The organism is Haemophilus parainfluenzae, from assembly GCF_014931375.1.
Classification (GTDB): domain Bacteria; phylum Pseudomonadota; class Gammaproteobacteria; order Enterobacterales; family Pasteurellaceae; genus Haemophilus_D.
In genome coordinates this window covers 1,321,728-1,340,193 of record NZ_CP063117.1, presented here as the reverse complement: position 1 = coordinate 1,340,193, position 18,466 = coordinate 1,321,728, and the positions used below count along the sequence as shown (strand labels likewise).

At 38.3% G+C, this 18,466-nt stretch carries 15 protein-coding genes; 6 read left to right on the top strand and 9 right to left on the bottom strand.

The features are described 5' to 3' along the window. Nucleotides 1–157: 157 nt before the first annotated feature. From merA to INP95_RS06535, 3 genes are all read right to left on the bottom strand, one after another. Nucleotides 158–1,798, bottom strand: a complete 1,641-nt coding sequence (merA, locus tag INP95_RS06545) for a mercury(II) reductase (RefSeq protein ID WP_197560370.1) — start codon at nt 1,796–1,798, stop codon at nt 158–160. Nucleotides 1,799–1,826: 28 nt separating this feature from the next. After that, a complete protein-coding gene (merR, locus tag INP95_RS06540) occupies nt 1,827–2,219 on the bottom strand; it encodes a mercury resistance transcriptional regulator MerR (RefSeq protein ID WP_007526597.1) in 393 nt (130 codons plus the stop codon). A 246-nt stretch (nt 2,220–2,465) separates the two neighbouring features. Further along, a complete protein-coding gene (locus tag INP95_RS06535; protein WP_049368856.1) occupies nt 2,466–3,830 on the bottom strand; it encodes a patatin-like phospholipase family protein in 1,365 nt (454 codons plus the stop codon). Between the two features lie 198 nt (nt 3,831–4,028). On the opposite strand from INP95_RS06535, the gene fbp reads away from it, so the two are divergent. After that, nucleotides 4,029–5,033: a class 1 fructose-bisphosphatase gene (fbp, locus tag INP95_RS06530; protein ID WP_049367726.1), complete on the top strand. Its 1,005-nt coding sequence runs from the start codon at nt 4,029–4,031 to the stop codon at nt 5,031–5,033. 90 nt (nt 5,034–5,123) lie between these two features. On the opposite strand, the gene lptG is transcribed toward fbp, so the two are convergent. Continuing rightward, nucleotides 5,124–6,197: an LPS export ABC transporter permease LptG gene (gene lptG, locus INP95_RS06525; RefSeq protein WP_197561035.1), complete on the bottom strand. Its 1,074-nt coding sequence runs from the start codon at nt 6,195–6,197 to the stop codon at nt 5,124–5,126. Nucleotides 6,198–6,208: 11 nt separating this feature from the next. Further along, nucleotides 6,209–7,300: an LPS export ABC transporter permease LptF gene (gene lptF / locus INP95_RS06520; RefSeq protein WP_197560369.1), complete on the bottom strand. Its 1,092-nt coding sequence runs from the start codon at nt 7,298–7,300 to the stop codon at nt 6,209–6,211. A 105-nt stretch (nt 7,301–7,405) separates the two neighbouring features. Between lptF and INP95_RS06515 the strand changes: the two genes are divergently transcribed. Continuing rightward, nucleotides 7,406–8,881 (top strand): leucyl aminopeptidase, encoded by a 1,476-nt coding sequence (locus INP95_RS06515; protein WP_197560368.1) that lies wholly within the window; start codon nt 7,406–7,408, stop codon nt 8,879–8,881. A gap of 58 nt (nt 8,882–8,939) precedes the next feature. Here INP95_RS06515 and INP95_RS06510 read toward each other — a convergent pair whose 3' ends face one another. After that, nucleotides 8,940–9,791, bottom strand: coding sequence for an endonuclease/exonuclease/phosphatase family protein (locus tag INP95_RS06510; RefSeq protein WP_197560367.1), 852 nt, complete (start codon nt 9,789–9,791; stop codon nt 8,940–8,942). 224 nt (nt 9,792–10,015) lie between these two features. Between INP95_RS06510 and ytfE the strand changes: the two genes are divergently transcribed. Further along, nucleotides 10,016–10,690, top strand: a complete 675-nt coding sequence (gene ytfE, locus INP95_RS06505; protein ID WP_197560366.1) for an iron-sulfur cluster repair protein YtfE — start codon at nt 10,016–10,018, stop codon at nt 10,688–10,690. A gap of 69 nt (nt 10,691–10,759) precedes the next feature. On the opposite strand, the gene INP95_RS06500 is transcribed toward ytfE, so the two are convergent. Together INP95_RS06500 and INP95_RS06495 are read right to left on the bottom strand one after the other, a co-directional pair. Then, nucleotides 10,760–12,685: an LTA synthase family protein gene (locus INP95_RS06500; protein ID WP_197560365.1), complete on the bottom strand. Its 1,926-nt coding sequence runs from the start codon at nt 12,683–12,685 to the stop codon at nt 10,760–10,762. 146 nt (nt 12,686–12,831) lie between these two features. Beyond that, the gene (locus tag INP95_RS06495; RefSeq protein WP_070775341.1) at nt 12,832–14,106 is read right to left on the bottom strand and encodes a malic enzyme-like NAD(P)-binding protein; all 1,275 of its coding nucleotides are present in this window, start codon (nt 14,104–14,106) and stop codon (nt 12,832–12,834) included. A gap of 198 nt (nt 14,107–14,304) precedes the next feature. On the opposite strand from INP95_RS06495, the gene INP95_RS06490 reads away from it, so the two are divergent. From INP95_RS06490 to INP95_RS06480, 3 genes are read left to right on the top strand one after another with little or no spacing between them, the layout of a single operon-like run. Continuing rightward, a complete protein-coding gene (locus INP95_RS06490; RefSeq protein ID WP_070775279.1) occupies nt 14,305–14,934 on the top strand; it encodes a DUF1919 domain-containing protein in 630 nt (209 codons plus the stop codon). Nucleotides 14,935–14,943: 9 nt separating this feature from the next. Next, the gene (gene rsuA / locus INP95_RS06485; RefSeq protein ID WP_070775278.1) at nt 14,944–15,642 is read left to right on the top strand and encodes a 16S rRNA pseudouridine(516) synthase RsuA; all 699 of its coding nucleotides are present in this window, start codon (nt 14,944–14,946) and stop codon (nt 15,640–15,642) included. A 1-nt stretch (nt 15,643) separates the two neighbouring features. Then, nucleotides 15,644–16,834 carry a Bcr/CflA family multidrug efflux MFS transporter gene (locus INP95_RS06480; RefSeq protein ID WP_197560364.1) on the top strand — a complete coding sequence of 397 codons (1,191 nt, stop codon included), beginning with the start codon at nt 15,644–15,646 and terminating at the stop codon, nt 16,832–16,834. Between the two features lie 74 nt (nt 16,835–16,908). Here INP95_RS06480 and INP95_RS06475 read toward each other — a convergent pair whose 3' ends face one another. After that, nucleotides 16,909–18,348 (bottom strand): alanine/glycine:cation symporter family protein, encoded by a 1,440-nt coding sequence (locus tag INP95_RS06475; protein ID WP_197560363.1) that lies wholly within the window; start codon nt 18,346–18,348, stop codon nt 16,909–16,911. Nucleotides 18,349–18,466 lie beyond the last annotated feature (118 nt).

Sequence of the window (18,466 nt, the reverse complement as noted above, 5' to 3'; positions counted from 1 at the left end):
TATTCATCCTTTATTACTCTGCGGTGTTAAGGTATCAATTATAGATTTGATGTCGAAATCATCAGTGTTAAATTATTTTTGTGACCACAAATGCACTTAGAAAATCCCTTAAAGCATTAGCTGGTTCACTTGAATAGGGAGTTGTAAAAAAGTTCCCTTAGCCTGCACAACAAGATAATTTCGAAATATCTTTATCGAACGTAAGTGCAACTAATTTTAGCCCTTCAGCCATTGTTAAATATGGTGCTAGGGTTTCTGTTAAATCTTCTATCGTTAAGCCAAATTTAACAGCTAATGATGCTGCATAGATGACATCTCCTGCATTTTCAGATACAATATGAACCCCTAATACTTTTAGTGTTTCTGCATCTGCTACTAGTTTAAATACACCGGTTGTTTCACGGTTTACAATTGCTCTTGGAACAGCATCTAAAGGTAATACAGATGTCTTCACATCATACCCTTTCTCTTTTGCTTGTTCTTCTGTTAAACCAACCGTTGCAACCGTCGGATTCGTAAACGTAACAGCAGGAACTACCGATAAATCTATTTTTTTGTTTAATCCACCAATAGCATTATCAGTAATAATTCCACCTTCATAGGCTGCTACATATACAAATTGTGGTCCTAAAGTCACATCTCCTGCTGCATAAATCTTTTCATTACTTGTTTGACCAAAATCATTGATCAGGATTTCATTATTTTTTCCAGTTTCAACACCTGCTGCACTTAAATTTAAAGAATCCGTATTTGGTTTTCTTCCAGTGGCAACAAGTAACTGATCTGATTCAATGACTTCTCTACTGCCATTTACTGTTACGTAAACCCTTTTTATCTCTCCACTTTGTTCAACACGCTCAAAAGTTGCCCCTTTGACAAGGTTTATACCCTGTTCAATTAACGCTTTTTCAACTGACTCTGAAATCTCAGGATCATACTCCTTTAAAAGTCGCTCACTTCTTTGCATAAGCGTTATTTCTGAACCTAAATGATGAAATAGTTGTCCAAGCTCCATTCCAATGTATCCTGAACCAATTACAGTTAATCGTTTTGGTATTTTCTTTAACTCAAGAAGTGTTGTACTAGTTAAATAGTCCATTTTTTCAAGTCCTGAAATTTGGGGCAACGAAGGCGATGCACCTGTTGCAATTAAAAAGCGTTTTGCAGATAACTTTGCCCCATTGACCTCAACCGTACTAGCATCAACGAATTTTGCTTCACCTTTAATTAAATCAAAATTATATTCATCAATTAAATCCATATATTTTTGATTCCGAAGTTCGCTCACCAATTTATCCTTTTGCGTGATTAAACTAGCTAAATCCACTTCTCCAGCGGATGTTTGTAAACCTATAAACGGATTGTCTTTTGATAAATGATTGATTTCCCCTGCCCTAAGAAGAGTTTTTGACGGAACACAGCCAATATTCACACAGGTTCCCCCAACCGTTCCACGCTCAATCATTCCAACTTTTGCACCGTATTCTATAGCTTTAATTGCCGAAGAAAAGGCAGCAGCACCAGAACCAATAATAAGAAGGTCATAATTGTCTTCATTAATTAACGCCACGTTTTCTAGTGATGATATTTCTTCAATTTCTCCGGCTTGGTAATTTGCTTCATCAATCGCCTTTATTGCACTTTCAACCTCAATATCATCGGGCAGTTCAAATACTGCTTCACCACGACGATAACTAGACTCAATATTTTTAGCACCTATCTTTTCAAGTGCTGATTCTACGTGTTTTTCACAACCCGTACAGGTCATTCCTGAAATGTTTACCTTAAATTTATTCATAAAAAAGCTCCTTTCGTTAATTAATCTCTCATGTTAATGTTTCTATTATTGGACACGAATGTAATTGCTTTTCAGCTGGACATCGTTGTTTTAAGTCGTCTAACATAGTTTCAATTCGTTTTAAATCCTCTATTTGTTTTTGCACTTCCTTTTGTTTTTTAGAAACAAATTCGAACATATCTTGACAACGAACTTCATCTTTATCTACAACACCAAGTAATTTATAAATCTCGCTTAAAGAGAAACCAAGTTCCTGTATTCGTTTAATAAACCCAACACGCTTAACGTCATCATATGAATATATCCGATAACCAGCTTCCGTTCGGTGAGGTTCTTGTAATAAATTTTTTCGCTCGTAATATCTGATCGTTTCTTTATTAACTCCACATTTATCTGCAAACTCACTAATGCGATAAATCATCTTATTTCACCCCCTGAATATTATAAACCATGTACTATAGTACACGGTCAAGTAAATTGGACTATTTTATTTTTTTCCCAAAGTATCACTCGTATGTGATTGATACTTTTATATAATACTATTGATTATCCTAACATCCCACCAGAAAATCCGATTTAAACACCAGTTGTTTTTAAACTATTAAGAAAGTAATTCCACTATATATTCCGAAGACCCATAATTTTTAACCACACTTTAATTATTGGGCTATTGTAATGCTTTCAGTGCCTTATGATATTCTTTCGATTGTTCCAATAAAATCTTGGCCGCTTCACGCAATTTGTCCACATCTGATTGGGGTAAATAGAAAGATGTTCCGATATTAAGCACATCATTTTTTAACTGCCCATCAGGCAAATCTTTCAAACTTAAATTCACAAAATAAGCTTTAATTTTTGCACCTTTTTTATGTTTAGTGTAAGCATTCCATTGATCAGCAAATTTTTGTGAATATTTCACGGTAGATTCCGTTGTTTTATCAATCGGTACATTTATCACCGTGTTCACCACTTCTTTGATTCCTGGCACATCAGCAGACTTATCAATATGGCTCGATAGCTCACTTTGCGCATTGACGTTTACCACGACAATATTGCGTAAATTGTAATTTTTCAGCTCTGCATACAATTTTTTGACAGTGAGTAAATTCGACATATCCAACAAGCTTGCCAAGCCCAAATTATCCGTTAAACCACCGTCAACCAAATGTAAATAAGGTTTTTCCTCATTATTTTGATAAGAAGCCGTACGTTTTTTCATGGTTTCAAAATTGTTTAGCCACAAACGATTCCCTACTTTCATCTGTGTCAATAATTCTTTTTTACTCTCGGCTTGGCAAGCACCACCATGATTATTTTGTGTAATGGGTGAAAAAATTAATGGAACAGCACTGGATGCTGCCACAGCTCTTGCAATTTCGACATCATTTAAATCTACACAAAGCCAATCAAAGAAATCTTGAGTGAAAGAGACCTCCTGTCCAGCGACCATGTCGGTGGCATTAATTACAGCAAAAGGTCCTTTACGTTGTTCAAGATCTGCAAATTTTTTTCCACGATATAAAGCAAGATTGAGCTGTTCCTGCAACAAATCGCTACGACCAAACTGTGGAGAAGTAAGCCGAGGCACATTACTCACCGAAAATACTTCATTGATGACTTTTTTCTGGAAATTCTTTTTCAAAAAAGAATTATTAAATTTAGGGATAATGTCCTGTCCTTCTAAAGCAAAATAGGCTGCTAATACTGAGCCGCCAGACACCCCATACACAATATCAATATTTTGCAATAAGGTGCTACCTTTCTCTGTTGGACGCACTGAGACATTTTGGAACTGCTCTAACACGCCATAACCTAAAGATGCCGCGCGAGAACCACCACCTGAAAAAGTCATAATCACCAAATTTTCTTTTTGTAATGCCTGCTGCATCGCATTTTCTAAACGATATCCCTTTTGTGGATCTATTTTCTCAATCGTTTTAGTGGGATGATAAGTAATTGAATTGCACGCAGCAAGCAAAGCAATACTGCAAGCAAGTAAACTTGATTTGAAAGGAAAATGAGTAAATTTCATAACAGTATTCCTTTACTGTGACGTTATTTATCTATTATATCTTTTTTAAAGGATATATACGTTTTGTCAAGGCTTTGTATCAAAAATAAAATGTGACAAAGATCTCATTCTTCACATTTTGATCTCAATCAAAAGTGCCAAATAACATATAATAAAAGGGTCTATTATTTATTTAACAATTATAAAAAAGGAATAAACATGAAAACATTGAGTGAATTTATTGTTGAACGCCAAGCGGAGTACCCAAATGCAAAAGGGGAACTTAGTGGTATTTTGTCTTCTATTCGTTTACTAGCAAAAATCATTCATCGTGATATCAACAAAGCGGGTTTAACCAATATTCTTGGTCAGTCTGGTGTCGAAAACGTGCAAGGTGAAAGCCAAATGAAATTGGATTTATTTGCCCATAACACAATGAGCGCAGCACTCATGTCACGTGAAGAAGTGGCGGGTTTTGCTTCTGAGGAAGAAGAAAGCTTTATCGCTTTTGATACTGAACGCGCTCGTAATGCCAAATATATTATTTTAACCGACCCACTTGATGGCTCATCCAATATTGATGTGAACGTTTCGGTTGGGACAATCTTCTCTATTTACCGTCGTGTATCCCCTATTGGCTCACCTGTTACCTTAGAAGATTTTATGCAACCAGGTAATAAACAAGTCGCGGCGGGTTACATCGTGTATGGTTCTTCTACCATGTTGGTTTATACCACTGGTCACGGTGTGAATGGTTTCACTTATGATCCGTCTATCGGTACATTCTGTCTTTCTCATGAAAATATGCAAATGCCAAAAGAGGGCAAAATTTATTCCATCAATGAAGGACAATATCTCAAATTCCCACAAGGGGTAAAAAAATACATTAAATACTGCCAAGAGGAAGATAAAGCAACTAACCGTCCTTATGCTTCACGCTATATCGGGTCATTAGTGGCTGACTTCCATCGTAACTTATTAAAAGGCGGTATCTATATTTACCCAAGTGCAACTAACTATCCAAATGGTAAACTTCGTTTGCTTTATGAAGGCAATCCGATTGCATTCTTAGCAGAACAAGCGGGGGGTATTGCCTCTGATGGTTACAATCGAATTTTAGATATTCAACCAACAGCGCTTCACCAACGTATACCACTTTTCGTCGGTTCTGCAGAAATGGTGAAAAAAGCAGAAGAAATGATGAGAGAATTTAAAGAAGATTAAATTCCTAAAGTGCGGTCAGTTTTGACCGCACTTTTTTAGCTAACAAAAAGGTGAACTTTATATGTTCGCCTTTTTCATTTTTTGTATTAATTAATCTCGTTTTCTTGCAAGTAGCCACCAAATAATCGCCATAAACAAGAGGCTTGGCATTAATGCGCCTAAAAAAGCTGGCGCATTAAATACCACACTCATTTGTCCAAAAATTTCATTGACGACATAGAACAAGAATCCAAAGCAAATCCCCGTTACGATTCTCGCTCCTGCAGTGACACTACGCAATGAACCGAAGATGAAAGATAACGCAAGCATCATCATTACACCTACAGAAAGGGGCTGTAAAATCTTACGCCAATAGGTTAATTCAAAACGGCGAGAATCCTGTCCTGTTTGTTTTAAGAACGCAATATATTCATACAAGCCTGAAATGGATAATGACGTTGGACGTAATGAAACTGCGCCTAATTTATCTGGCGTTAAGCTTGTTACCCAATCTTCTGTTAAACGGTTTGTCGTGGTAATTTGCTCTTTTGATACTGCTGAATTATTGACTTGGCGTAACTGCCATTGATTATTTTCAGCAGAATATTGCGCTTGATTTGCATGCTTCAAATGAGTGAGATTACGCTGGTCATCAAAAGTATAAATATAAATATCTTCTAATTTCGCATCATCTTTAATTCGACGCACATACACGAAATTATTACCGTCTTTTGCCCATACACCATTTTTTACCGAAAGCATTGAGCCACCAGAAAGTGCACGAGTACGCATATCACGGGCAAACTGTTCAGTTTGAGGAATCCCCCACTCTCCAATAATCATGGTAAAAAACACCAGTGGAAGTGCCGTTTTCATGACGGCTAATCCAATTTTAAAGCGAGAAAAACCCGCAGATTGCATTACCACTAATTCACTGCGGCTGGCTAAATTACCTAAAGCGATTAATGCACCTAACAAGGCCGCCATTGGGAAAAAGGTTTCCACATCTTTAGGAATGGTTAATCCTGTATAAGCCACCGCTTGCCAAATATCATAAGAACCTTTCCCTACGCTACGGAATTGCTCTACAAATTTGATAATTGCCGAAAGGCCAACCAACGTAAATAGCGTGGCAAAAATTGCCCCTAAAATGCTTTTACCGATATAACGATCAAGAGTATTCATCAACATTGTTATTACCCTTTTCTGAATACACGACGGAATTTATGCATAGCGGTACTATCCCAACTATTCAGCACAATTCCTAAAATTAAAAAGGCGATATTTACCAACGGCATTAATAAACCTGCATCAAGCTTACCTGCACCACCCGCAGATTTAAATGAGCTTTGTAATAAGAAGTAAATTAAATAAAGCAATAGTGCCGGTAAGATCTTCGCAAAACGGCCTTGTCGAGGATTCACTTTACTCATTGGTACGGCGATAAGCGCCATTAAAGGCACCGCTAAAATTAAGGTAATGCGCCAATGCAACTCTGCTTTTGCTGCTGCACTGTTATCTTTTAATAATTGCTCAAAAGATAATTCAGCCGCTTCATCACTTTCTGTATTTGTCTCTTGATGACCTAAATACGCTTGGTAATCATCAAAATGCGTAATACGGAAATCAGGAAGTACCGATGTACCTTCTACACGCAAAGTATTTTGTAAATTCAGTACTTGGTCGCCATTTGGTAACGCTTTTAATTCACCTTTTTCAGCCGTAACCACTGATGGTTTCGTTTGGCCTTTGGCTTTCATTTGGAAAAGATAAACATCACTGATTTGATTACCGTTAATCTTATCAATGAATAAGACGAAATTATTGTTGCTTGTGGACATGAATTGACCAGAAGCCAATGCCCCCATGGTTGGGTTCGCTTTAGCATCTTCGACAATCGCCGCTTGCTTTTGAATGGCCCATGGAGAAAGCCACAATGCATTGTAAGCAGCCAATCCCGCTGTGAGTAAAGAAAGAATTAACGCCACGCGAACAAGAATACGTTGGCCCACACCACAGGCTCGCATTACCGTAATTTCACTTTCTGCATAGAGACGACCGAAAGTCAGTAAAATGGCGATAAACAAACATAATGGCAACATTAATTGCGCCATTGTCGGCATCCCTAAACCGAGTAAAGAGAACACAAGATCGGCGGGCACTTTACCATTTGCCGCTGAACCAAGTACGCGAACAAGTTGTTGGCTGAAGAAAATTAAAAGCAAAATAAACAAAATCGCAATCTGGCTTTTAAAGACTTCCTTTGTTAAATATCGGGTTAATATCATTCTTTTTTTCTAACTAAAAAACACGGGAAACTGGCTAATTTAGATGGCGTATGATACCTTATTTTCACTGATTTAAATAGCAAATTAGCAACATAAGGAAATAACATGAAATATCAAGCAAACTCAACCGCACTTTCTCAATCAACCGATTGCCTTATCATCGGCATTTATGAGAACAACGAATTTACAAAAAGTTTCAATGAAATCGACCAAATCACAAAAGGCTACCTCAGTCAGTTAGCCCAAAGCCAAGATCTTTCAGGCAAAATTGGCCAAGCGACTCTGCTTCATTCGTTACAAAATCTTGCCGCTAAACGCGTGTTAGTAGCAGGTTGTGGCAAAAGAGGGGAAACGACTGAACGCCAATTTAAACAAATCATCCAACGTGTTACCCAAACATTAAAAGAATTAACTATTCAACAAGTGGTAAATAATTTAACGGATGTGGAAATCAAAGATCGCGATCTCTTTTGGAATGTGCGTTTTACTGTTGAAACCATCGAACATAGCCTTTATCAATTTGATGAATTTAAAAGTAAAAAAGCGGATGCTATCTCACTTCAAGAAATTATTTTTAATACCGATGATGCACAAGCTCAACAAGCCATCGCAGAAGCGCAAGCCATTGCAAATGGTGTAAAAGCTGCGCGTAATATCGCGAATATGCCACCTAATATTTGTACACCGGCTTATTTAGCAGAACAAGCTAAAAAATTAGCTGAAACATCAACCTCACTATCTCTCGATGTGGTTGATGAAGAAGACATGACAAAACTTAGCATGAATGCATATTTAGCGGTATCTCGCGGTTCACAAAATCCAGCTTATATGTCTATTTTACATTTCAACAATGCGCCTGATAAAAACGCGAAACCAATCGTGTTAGTGGGTAAAGGTTTAACCTTTGATGCGGGCGGTATTTCTTTAAAACCTGCCGCTGATATGGATGAAATGAAATACGATATGTGCGGTGCGGCTTCGGTATTCGGTACGATGAAAGCCATTGCTGAATTAAATCTGCCATTAAATGTCATCGGCGTATTAGCAGGATGTGAAAACTTACCTGATGGCAATGCTTATCGTCCAGGTGATATTCTCACCACGATGAACGGTTTAACCGTAGAAGTATTAAATACAGATGCGGAAGGACGTTTAGTACTTTGTGATGCGCTCACCTATGTAGAACGTTTTGAACCGCAATATGTGATTGATGTCGCAACCCTAACAGGTGCTTGCGTGGTGGCTTTAGGTCAACATAACAGCGGCTTAGTTTCAACTGATGATGCCTTGGCTGAACAGTTATTACAAGCCGCACAACAAACTACTGATAAAGCTTGGCGATTACCGTTGAGTGAAGAATATCAAGAGCAATTAAAATCTCCATTTGCTGATTTAGCCAATATCGGCGGTCGCTGGGGCGGCGCAATTACTGCTGGCGCATTCCTCTCTAATTTTACGAAAAAATATACTTGGGCACATTTAGATATTGCTGGGACAGCTTGGCTTCAAGGCGCCAATAAAGGAGCAACAGGTCGCCCGGTTTCTTTATTAACGCAATTCTTAATTAACCAAACTAAATAATTAATATATAGGGCTAACATTACGTTAGCCCTAAATTTTTCCAAAAATCTGACCGCACTTATTCTAATTCGAACTCCATCAGTAATGGATTATGATCTGAAGAAGTAACCACTTCTGATGTTGCTCTAGCCACTTTTACGCCTCTCTTGAAAATATAATCCAGTGGATAACCTAAGAATCGTACTCGTTCATCTTGAGAAAGCGTCACAGAATCTAATCCATATTTTTGCATCAGATTATTGACTAAATTAAGGCGAGTTTCATTCCATGCATTAAAATCGCCCGCCATAATGATGGGACCTTGATGATTTTCAATAAAGGAAAATAGTTGTTCTAACTGAGTTTGATAAGCAGAAATCCCCCATTCAAAATTAATTAAATGTACATTAATAAGCAGCAAGCTATCGCCTTTTTCTAATGGAAAACTCATCACACTTGCTACTTTAGGGATTTGTATTAATGGTTCTGCAACACCACCACCGCAATACCATTCTGGTTGCGTTTTGGTGAATGTCTTGACACCCGATAAGAGATCTTTAAAAGAAAAAGAAGATACAAACAGTGCGGTCGAAAATGTGTTTAAATTTTGATGCTGCGTCGCCTCTTGTAATAACACAAAATCAGCCCGTTTAGAGAATCGTTCTAAATCCTCTTGCCATCCTGTATCTTGTCCCTTATGCACATTCCAAGTTATCAAATGAAAACGAGAGAAGGCTAATTTAGGCACTAAATTATCAGCCTTGTCACATTGCATATTTAACTTGTTTTCAAAAGGAATATAACTTAGTTTTTGTGACGTATTTAATTGAATTAATGTACGGTCAAAAATTGTTAAACTCGTAAAAAAATACCCAGCACCTAAAATGGCTAATACTAAGCCAATCTTTAAAAATCGGTTAATTTGCTTCATCCTCTCCCCTTCTCATCTATCCTCTACGCACGAATAATAACATCTCATCAAAGCAATGCAACTTCCACCTAAATACTCATCAACATCTACCTACAACATGGTAAGTTTAAATTTTCTCTTTGATTTAAATCATACTTTGTTAAAAAAAACCTTTGCATTTTTCTCTTGTTATCTTAGTATTTTGCTCAACTTCTAACTCTACCTCATCAATAAGGAGATTCATTATGTCTTTTGGAGATAAAAAATTAAGTGAAATCGCTGTCAGCGTACCCGGCTCAACTTCCCTACTTCGTGAATACGATTTGGATTTCTGCTGTGGTGGGTCAGATACACTTTCCAACGCTGCCGCAGAAAAAGGGTTAAATTTAGCTGAAATCGAAACGCGTTTAACGGAGCTTCAAAACAGTAAAGCAGAAAACCCAGAAGAATATTGGGTTAATGCAACTTATCCTGAAATTATCGATCATATCTTAGTTCGCTACCATCAACGCCATCGTGAACAACTTCAAGAATTAATCGTATTAGCGGATCGCGTAGAAAGTGTTCATGGCGATCGTGAAGATTGTCCAATGGGTGTTGCAGCTGAATTGCGCAATGTCTATGAAGATTTGAGCAACCATATGATGAAAGAAGAGCACGTGCTTTTCCCTATGATCAAAGCGGGAAATTATATGATGGCACAAATGCCGATTCGTATGATGGAAATGGAACACGCAGAACATGGCGAACATTTAGACGTATTGAAATCATTAACAAACAATATGACGCCTCCAGCAGATGCTTGTAACACATGGCGTGCGCTTTATAGCGGTATCCAAGAATTTGCAGATGATTTAATGATGCATATTCATCGTGAAAATAATATTTTATTCCCTCGTGTGATTGCTGAAAATCACTAAGAACAAATCATATAAAGAAAAAGGGCGAAATCATTCGCCCTTTAAAATTAGCCTAAAACTGACCGCACTTTACTTCTCTTCACTGCCTTTATATAAACGGTTTTTATACAAATAGCTGCCAAGTAAGGCATGTGCCAACGCTTCTTTTTTCATTTCTTCCGGCACGTCTTTTTCGGTTAATGTGTCTTTTTCCTTATCATAAACATAGCCTTTTGCTTTACTATTTGGTGTTTGGATAACGACATCATGATTGCCTTTCATTAAAGCTTGGGTTTGATCAAACTGCATAAAGGCACGATTCGGATTCACATCTTGCGTTAAATCAAAGCCAATCATCGGATAATTACCACTTACCCCCGCAATAGAAAGTAAGGTTGTCGGCATATCAATTTGACTCACTAAACGACTGTCTCGGCGTGGCTCAACATGATCACCTAAAATTAACGCAGGAATATGGAAATGCTTAATTGGCACCAAGCTTGCCCCAGCTGCACGAGAATCATGGTCGGCAATCACCAAGAACACGGTATCTTTCCAATAATTAGATTGTTTCGCTAAGTTGAAGAAATAACCAATCGCATAATCCGCATATTTTGCACTGTTATTACGGGTTGCTTTTGGTTGTTCGTAAAGCTCAATTTTACCATCCGGAAATTCAAAAGGATCGTGATTGCTCGAACTAAACACTAAGCTAAAGAATGGTTTTCCTTCATTCTGTAATTGGGTAAAAGTTTCGTTCGCTTTATCAAATAAATCCTCATCACTCACACCCCAAGTCGCAGTAAATTTAGGATTTTGGTAATCTTTTTGATCGATAATGGTTTGGAAACCATTGCCATAGAAGAAACTTGCCATGTTATCAAAGTGCTTTTCACCGCCATAAATAAAGGAAGTATTGTAACCTTGTTTAGCAAGTAAATCTGCAATGGTAAAGAAACCACTTTGGCTGTTATTCAATTTCACCACTGCACGTGCTGGAGTGGGTGTGAAGCCCGCTGTGGTAGCTTCAATACCACGAACAGAACGCGTCCCCGTAGCATAAAGATTTTCAAATAACCAACCTTCTTTGGCTAATTTATCAAATTCAGGTGAAAGTGGTTTTCCGCCTAATGTACCGATAAATTGCGCCCCAAAACTTTCTTCCAAAATAATGACGATATTTTTCGGTTTACCTTGGTAAGTCGCTTGGTTTTTCGTTAAGGTTGGAATCTTCTCTGAAATATAATCACTTTCAGGGCGCCCACGGCTTGCTTTGACAATACGCAACATTTCATCAGTATCCATTTTGCCATAGGCTTCAGAAGATGCTCCTTCATCTTTAAATTGCTGTGCCGCATAAAGGACAGAATAGCCAGAGTTCAACACGAGAGAATTCACTAAACCATCGGAAGAAAAGGCAACCATTGCAGGGTTAACACCACGGTGTTGGAAACTCGAACGCGCACCTAAAAAAGCAACTGCAATCACGAGCAATGCTATTACAGGGCGTAATTTCCAGCTCATTGGGCGTAAATCTTTGACCGCATAACCAGATAGTTTCCAATAACAGAAGAAAGCCGTAACAGTGAAAATAAGGCTAAAAATGACCGCAGTTAAATGCCCTTCCATCAACATTGAAAAGACTTCTTTCGGATAAATTAAATATTCGATAAAGAGACGGTTTGGACGGAAATCATAGGTTTCGATAAATGCGGGCGTAGCCAATTCCATGAATAGAATAAACACACTACCGAAAGTAAGCCAAATGCGTAAAATCATTTTCCAAATTCGGCTATGATGAAATAGCACTGTAAATAATGCTGGCACTCCAAATAAATAGCACAAAGCCACGATATCCATGCGCAAGCCCTGTAAGAATAATTGCCCCCAGCCAGCTACCGCAGAGACACGGTCTGCCTGCCAAATCGCAAGCCCAAGACGAGATAAGGAGAAAATGATCAGATTAATGATGACGAAGAGAAAAATCGGATATAAAGGAGAACGTGTTTGTTTCATTTTGACACTCATAAGTCCTAAGGGAATCGCTACCCTTCGATTAATTTAAAGCACGCTAATGTGCCATTCCTTTCATAGACAGATAAAAAAACACAAAGTGCGGTTAAAAACATCATCATTTTTGACCGCACTTTGAGAAAGTAAAATTACGCTGCAACTAACGCTTTTAATTGTTTTTCATAAGCGGCCCAATCTGTGATTGGACGCGTTGCAACACCGGTTTCCATCGCTTTTTTCGCTACTGCAGAAGAGACAGTAAACAATAAACGAGGATCAAACGGAGTTGGAATGACATAATCTGGTCCGAAGGATAGCGCACCATAACTTGCAATAATTTCTAACGGCACCGGTTCTTTCGCCAAACCTGCAATCGCATGAGAAGCCGCTAATTTCATTTCTTCATTAATCGCTGTTGCACCTACGTCTAATGCACCACGGAATAAGAATGGGAAACAAAGTACGTTATTTACTTGATTTGGAAAGTCTGAGCGACCAGTACAAACAATCGCATCTGGACGAACTGCTTTGGCTTCATCTGGCATAATTTCAGGTGTTGGGTTTGCCAATGCCAAGATTAATGGATTTTCTGCCATGGTTTTCACCATTTCAGGTTTTAATGCACCTGCTTTAGAGCAACCTAAGAACACATCAGCTCCCTTAACAGCATCCGCTAATGTGCGCCAACCATTATCTTCAATCGCGTAGAATTGTTTGGTTTCATCCATGTTATCGCCACGGCCTTTGTAAATCACGCCTTTAGAGTCACACATGGTGATATTTTCTTTTTTGAAACCTAATGCACGAAGCAAGTTAGTACAAGCAATAGCAGAAGCACCTGCACCATTAACCACTAAGCATACATCAGAAATATTTTTACCAATAATTTCTAAACCATTTAATACTGCTGCGCCGACGATGATAGCTGTACCGTGTTGGTCATCATGGAATACCGGAATTCCCATGCGTTCACGCAATGCTTTTTCAATGTGGAAACATTCCGGTGCTTTGATATCTTCAAGGTTAATACCACCAAACGTTGGTTCTAATGAAGCAATAATATCGATTAATTTATCTGGATCATGTTCATTGATTTCAATATCGAAAACATTGATGCCAGCAAATTTTTTAAACAATACACCTTTCCCTTCCATAACAGGTTTTGATGCAAGCGCACCAATATTTCCTAAACCTAATACCGCTGTACCATTTGAAATCACGGCAACTAAGTTAGCGCGAGCGGTATAACGGCTTGCAGCAGAAGGATCTTTTTCTATTTCAAGACAAGGCTCTGCAACACCTGGAGAATAAGCAAGGGCTAAATCATGTTGGGTTTCTAGCGATTTGGTTGGGGTAACGGCAATTTTCCCCGGAATTGGGAATTCATGAAAATCTAATGCGGCTTGGCGTAATTGTTCGCTCATATAAAATACTCCATTTTCACTTAGGCTAAATAAAATTTGCGCCATTATACTCTCTTTTTTAGAGAAATTTGTGATATACCGCAAAAATTTTACAAAATGATTACAAAATATGAGTGAAATCGACCGAACTTTTGTCTTTTCTTCACATTCAGAAGCAAAAACGTTACTATATCGCAAAAAATATACAGGATATAAATAATGAGTTTGTTTTCTAAATTTAGAAGTGCCATCAATAAATTACAACGGAAAGCGATTAATAAAACCTTTCAAAAACGGTTAACCAATCAAGGCATGTCAGTGATTTCTGCTAACTGTGTCGGTGCATTTATTTTGCACGACCTAAATCAGCCTTTTAATTCTCCGTTTGTTAACCTTTATTTAGACCCTAGCGATTTTGTTCGCTATCTACAGAACATCACATTCTATCAAGCACAACCGCTTCAATTTATACAAACAGAAAAACCGTACCCAGTTGGTCTATTAGGTGATCTTAAAGTGCACTTTATGCACTACCACTCCGAGCAAGAGGCTCAGGAAAAGTGGGAAGCTCGCTCACAGCGTTTAAACCTCGATAACTTGTTTATTATGATGACAGATAAAGATGGTGGAAAAGGTGCAAAATATGAAGACTTACAAGCCTTCGATAACTTGCCTTATCCAAACAAAGTCGTCTTTACCCACAAGCCATATCCTGAATTAAAATCTGCGTTCTACATTAAAGGCTTTGAAAACGAAGGCGAAGTGGGCGATTTATTTACTTTTTCCGGTTGGAATGGCGAAAAATATTATGATCAGTTTGATTACGTCAGCTGGTTCAATAAAAAATAAGAGTTTACGATGCGACTAGATAAATTTATTGCTGAGAATACAGGTTTAACCCGTTCACAAGCCACCAAGGCCATTCGCCAAAGTGCGGTCAAAATTAATGGTGAAATTGTAAAAAATGGGGCGACCAAAGTTAGCCAAGAAGATGAGATTTATTTTGAAGATGATTTATTGCCTTGGGTAGAAGAAGGCCAATATTTTATGTTGCATAAGCCACAAGGCTACGTTTGCTCTCACGATGATGGTGACTACCCAACCATTTATCAATTCTTTGAACCGCCTCTTTCTGGCAAGTTACACAGCGCTGGCCGATTAGATGTGGATACCACAGGACTCGTGCTATTAACAGATGATGGTCAATGGTCACATCGTATTACGTCACCAAAACATCAATGCGAAAAAACCTATTTAGTCACTTTAGCTGATCCAGTTGAAAACCATTATGCTTCAGCTTGTGAAGAAGGCATTCTGTTACGTGGCGAAAAAGAACCGACTAAACCAGCAAAATTAGAAGTATTAGATGATTACAACGTGAATCTGACTATCTCTGAAGGGCGCTATCATCAGGTGAAACGAATGTTTGCTGCACTTGGTAATAAAGTCGTTGCGCTACACCGTTGGAGAATAGGTAACGTTGAATTAGATGAAAGCTTAGAAGAAGGCGAATTTCGTCCACTCACTCAGGAAGAAATCGACAATTTAGTGAAATAATATGAGCCAAAATATTAAACCTACTTTTATCTTTATTGCCACGCTCGGCATCCTCTCGATGCTACCGCCTTTGGGCGTGGATATGTATATTCCATCCTTTTTAAATATTGCTGAAGACTTAAATATCAACTCCGAGCAAGTTCAGCATACACTGACATTCTTTGCTTACGGCATGGCAGCAGGACAATTATTCTGGGGGCCCTTTGGCGATAGTTTTGGTCGTAAACCAATTATTCTACTAGGTGTCATTATTGGCGCTATCACCGCTATTATTTTAACCGGTATTCAATCTATAGGCAGTTTCACTGCACTGCGTTTCATTCAAGGTTTCTTTGGCGCTGCACCCGTTGTACTTTCTGGAGCTTTATTACGGGATTTATTTAGCAAGGATCAGCTCTCTCGAGTCATGTCTACCATCACGCTTGTCTTTATGATCGCGCCGCTTGTTGCACCTGTGATTGGCGGATATATTGTGAAGTATTTCCACTGGCACATGATTTTTTATGTGATTGGTACGATGGGATTTCTTGCCGCATTACTTGTCTTTTTCATTATTCCTGAAACCCATAAACAAGAAAATCGTATTCCACTACGCCTAAATATCATTGCTCGTAACTTTATGATGCTTTCAAAACAAAAAGAAGTGTTAGGTTACATGGCTGCCGCCTCTTTTGGATTTGGCGGTTTATTTGCTTTCGTCACTGCAGGGTCTATTGTCTATATCGGTATTTATGGCATTCCAGTCGATGAATTCGGTTATTTCTTTATGATCAATATTGCCATCATGACAACAGCCTCCTATCTCAATGGGAAATTTGTATTGAAATTAGGTGCTGAAACCATGTTACGTATTGGTATTGCTGTACAATTCATTTCAGGAATCTGGCTATTTTTAACCGCACTTTTTGATTTCGGTTTTTGGCCAATGGCTATTGGCGTAGCCTTTTTTGTTGGACAAAATCCATTAATCTCCTCAAATGCCACAGCCTCTATTCTAGAAAAATTTCCAACGATGGCGGGTACAGCAAATTCATTAATGGGAAGTGTACGTTTTGGTGTAGGTGCGGTGATGGGTTCCTTGGTAGCGAGCTTTAAAATGGAAACCGCTGCACCAATGCTCTATACAATGACGGCTTGCGTAATCATTTCAGCCCTCTCTTATTACTTCCTGACTTATCGAAATGAACGATAAAGTGCGGTCAATTTTCGAGTCAATTTAAAACAATAAAGGCGGGATATCCCGCCTTTCTCATATTCCATCAAAATTTATTTCCAAATTCGATGTTCTAATACTCGCTTTTTAATTTCAGGATAGAGTTCAATTTTAAATTCAGGCTCTTTTCCTTCTTTTAATTGACGTTGATAGTCTTTCATTAACTTCCACACAATCGGGGAAAGTAAAACGATCGCGACTAAGTTAATAATTGCCATCACAGCCATCACCGTATCCGCAAAATTCCACACAACATTACCTGATTTTACCGAACCGAAATAAACGAAGAATAATACCGATAAACGGAATGCCCATACAAACCAAGGTTTATTTTTAATAAAGCGAATGTTACTTTCTGCGTAAGCATAGTTACCAATAATAGAGGAATAAGCGAAAAGTAATAAAATAAAAGCCAAGAAGTGTACACCAAATTCTCCAACATGATAACGCAATGCGTTTTGTGTTAAGGAAATACTTTTCAGTGTTTCACTGCCATAATTATCAGAAAGCAGGATAATCACGGCCGTACAAGTACAGACGATCATGGTATCTACAAACACACCAAGCATTTGTACTAAGCCTTGACTAACTGGATGTTTTACATGAGCAGCTGCTGCGGCATTTGGTGCAGAGCCCATCCCCGCTTCATTAGAGAATAATCCACGTTTAATCCCCATCATCATGGCTTTGGAGACTAAAGCACCAAACATACCACCAGCGGCTGATTGGAAAGTAAAAGCACTTTTATAAATATTGGCTATTACCGTCGGAATCATATCAATATGCATACCTAAGATAATTACCGCCATGATTAAATAAAAGAGTGCCATCATCGGTACTACGCTACTAGAAATGGTCGCAATACGTTTTACGCCACCGAAAATAATTGCAGCAGTTAATACCACTAAAACCAGACCTACATATTCACCTTGCCAATTCCAAGCATTTTTAGTTGCTTCCACAATTGAGTTTGCTTGTACTGAATTAAATGCAAAACCAAAAGTAAAAATAAGTGATACCGCAAACGCTACTGCTAACCAACGAGATTTTAAACCTTGTGTAATATAGTAGGCTGGGCCACCACGGAAAGAGCCATCTTTATCTTGAATTTTGAATACCTGTGCTAAAGTCGATTCTGCAAAAGCACTCGACATCCCAATAAATGCCGTTACCCACATCCAGAATACTGCCCCTTCGCCGCCAAGTGCAATGGCTGTTGCCACACCACTGATATTACCTACGCCAACTCGACTAGCAAGCCCAGTTGCAAAAGCTTGAAATGGCGTTAAAGAATTTCCCTCTGCTGCACGACCAAACCACATTTCGCGAATACTTGCAGGGAAAAGACGTAACTGCACTAACCCAGTAGTAATGGTAAAAAATAGACCTACACCTAATAAAATAACAATGGTGATATTCCATAATGGCTCATCAAAATGTTCGATAATCCATGTCAATCCTTGTTCAATCCAGTTCCCAAATTCTGTCAGCATAAAAACCTCACTTAAAAAATCCACATTCTGATTGTAAATAGACAAAAGAAAAAATCCAGTTTTCTTAGAGGAGAACTGGATTCTTATCCTATAACATAAAATTTATTCAAATTTTCAC

What these genes read in the sequence shown, in the direction of transcription:
- lptG (WP_197561035.1), bottom strand. Translation starts at nt 6,197, where the DNA reads ATGAATACTCTTGATCGTTATATCGGTAAAAGCATTTTAGGGGCAATT.
- INP95_RS06475 (WP_197560363.1), bottom strand. Translation starts at nt 18,348, where the DNA reads ATGCTGACAGAATTTGGGAACTGGATTGAACAAGGATTGACATGGATT.
- INP95_RS06510 (WP_197560367.1), bottom strand. Translation starts at nt 9,791, where the DNA reads ATGAAGCAAATTAACCGATTTTTAAAGATTGGCTTAGTATTAGCCATT.
- INP95_RS06480 (WP_197560364.1), top strand. Translation starts at nt 15,644, where the DNA reads ATGAGCCAAAATATTAAACCTACTTTTATCTTTATTGCCACGCTCGGC.
- merA (WP_197560370.1), bottom strand. Translation starts at nt 1,798, where the DNA reads ATGAATAAATTTAAGGTAAACATTTCAGGAATGACCTGTACGGGTTGT.
- lptF (WP_197560369.1), bottom strand. Translation starts at nt 7,300, where the DNA reads ATGATATTAACCCGATATTTAACAAAGGAAGTCTTTAAAAGCCAGATT.
- INP95_RS06535 (WP_049368856.1), bottom strand. Translation starts at nt 3,830, where the DNA reads ATGAAATTTACTCATTTTCCTTTCAAATCAAGTTTACTTGCTTGCAGT.
- ytfE (WP_197560366.1), top strand. Translation starts at nt 10,016, where the DNA reads ATGTCTTTTGGAGATAAAAAATTAAGTGAAATCGCTGTCAGCGTACCC.
- fbp (WP_049367726.1), top strand. Translation starts at nt 4,029, where the DNA reads ATGAAAACATTGAGTGAATTTATTGTTGAACGCCAAGCGGAGTACCCA.
- merR (WP_007526597.1), bottom strand. Translation starts at nt 2,219, where the DNA reads ATGATTTATCGCATTAGTGAGTTTGCAGATAAATGTGGAGTTAATAAA.
- INP95_RS06500 (WP_197560365.1), bottom strand. Translation starts at nt 12,685, where the DNA reads ATGAAACAAACACGTTCTCCTTTATATCCGATTTTTCTCTTCGTCATC.
- INP95_RS06515 (WP_197560368.1), top strand. Translation starts at nt 7,406, where the DNA reads ATGAAATATCAAGCAAACTCAACCGCACTTTCTCAATCAACCGATTGC.
- rsuA (WP_070775278.1), top strand. Translation starts at nt 14,944, where the DNA reads ATGCGACTAGATAAATTTATTGCTGAGAATACAGGTTTAACCCGTTCA.
- INP95_RS06490 (WP_070775279.1), top strand. Translation starts at nt 14,305, where the DNA reads ATGAGTTTGTTTTCTAAATTTAGAAGTGCCATCAATAAATTACAACGG.
- INP95_RS06495 (WP_070775341.1), bottom strand. Translation starts at nt 14,106, where the DNA reads ATGAGCGAACAATTACGCCAAGCCGCATTAGATTTTCATGAATTCCCA.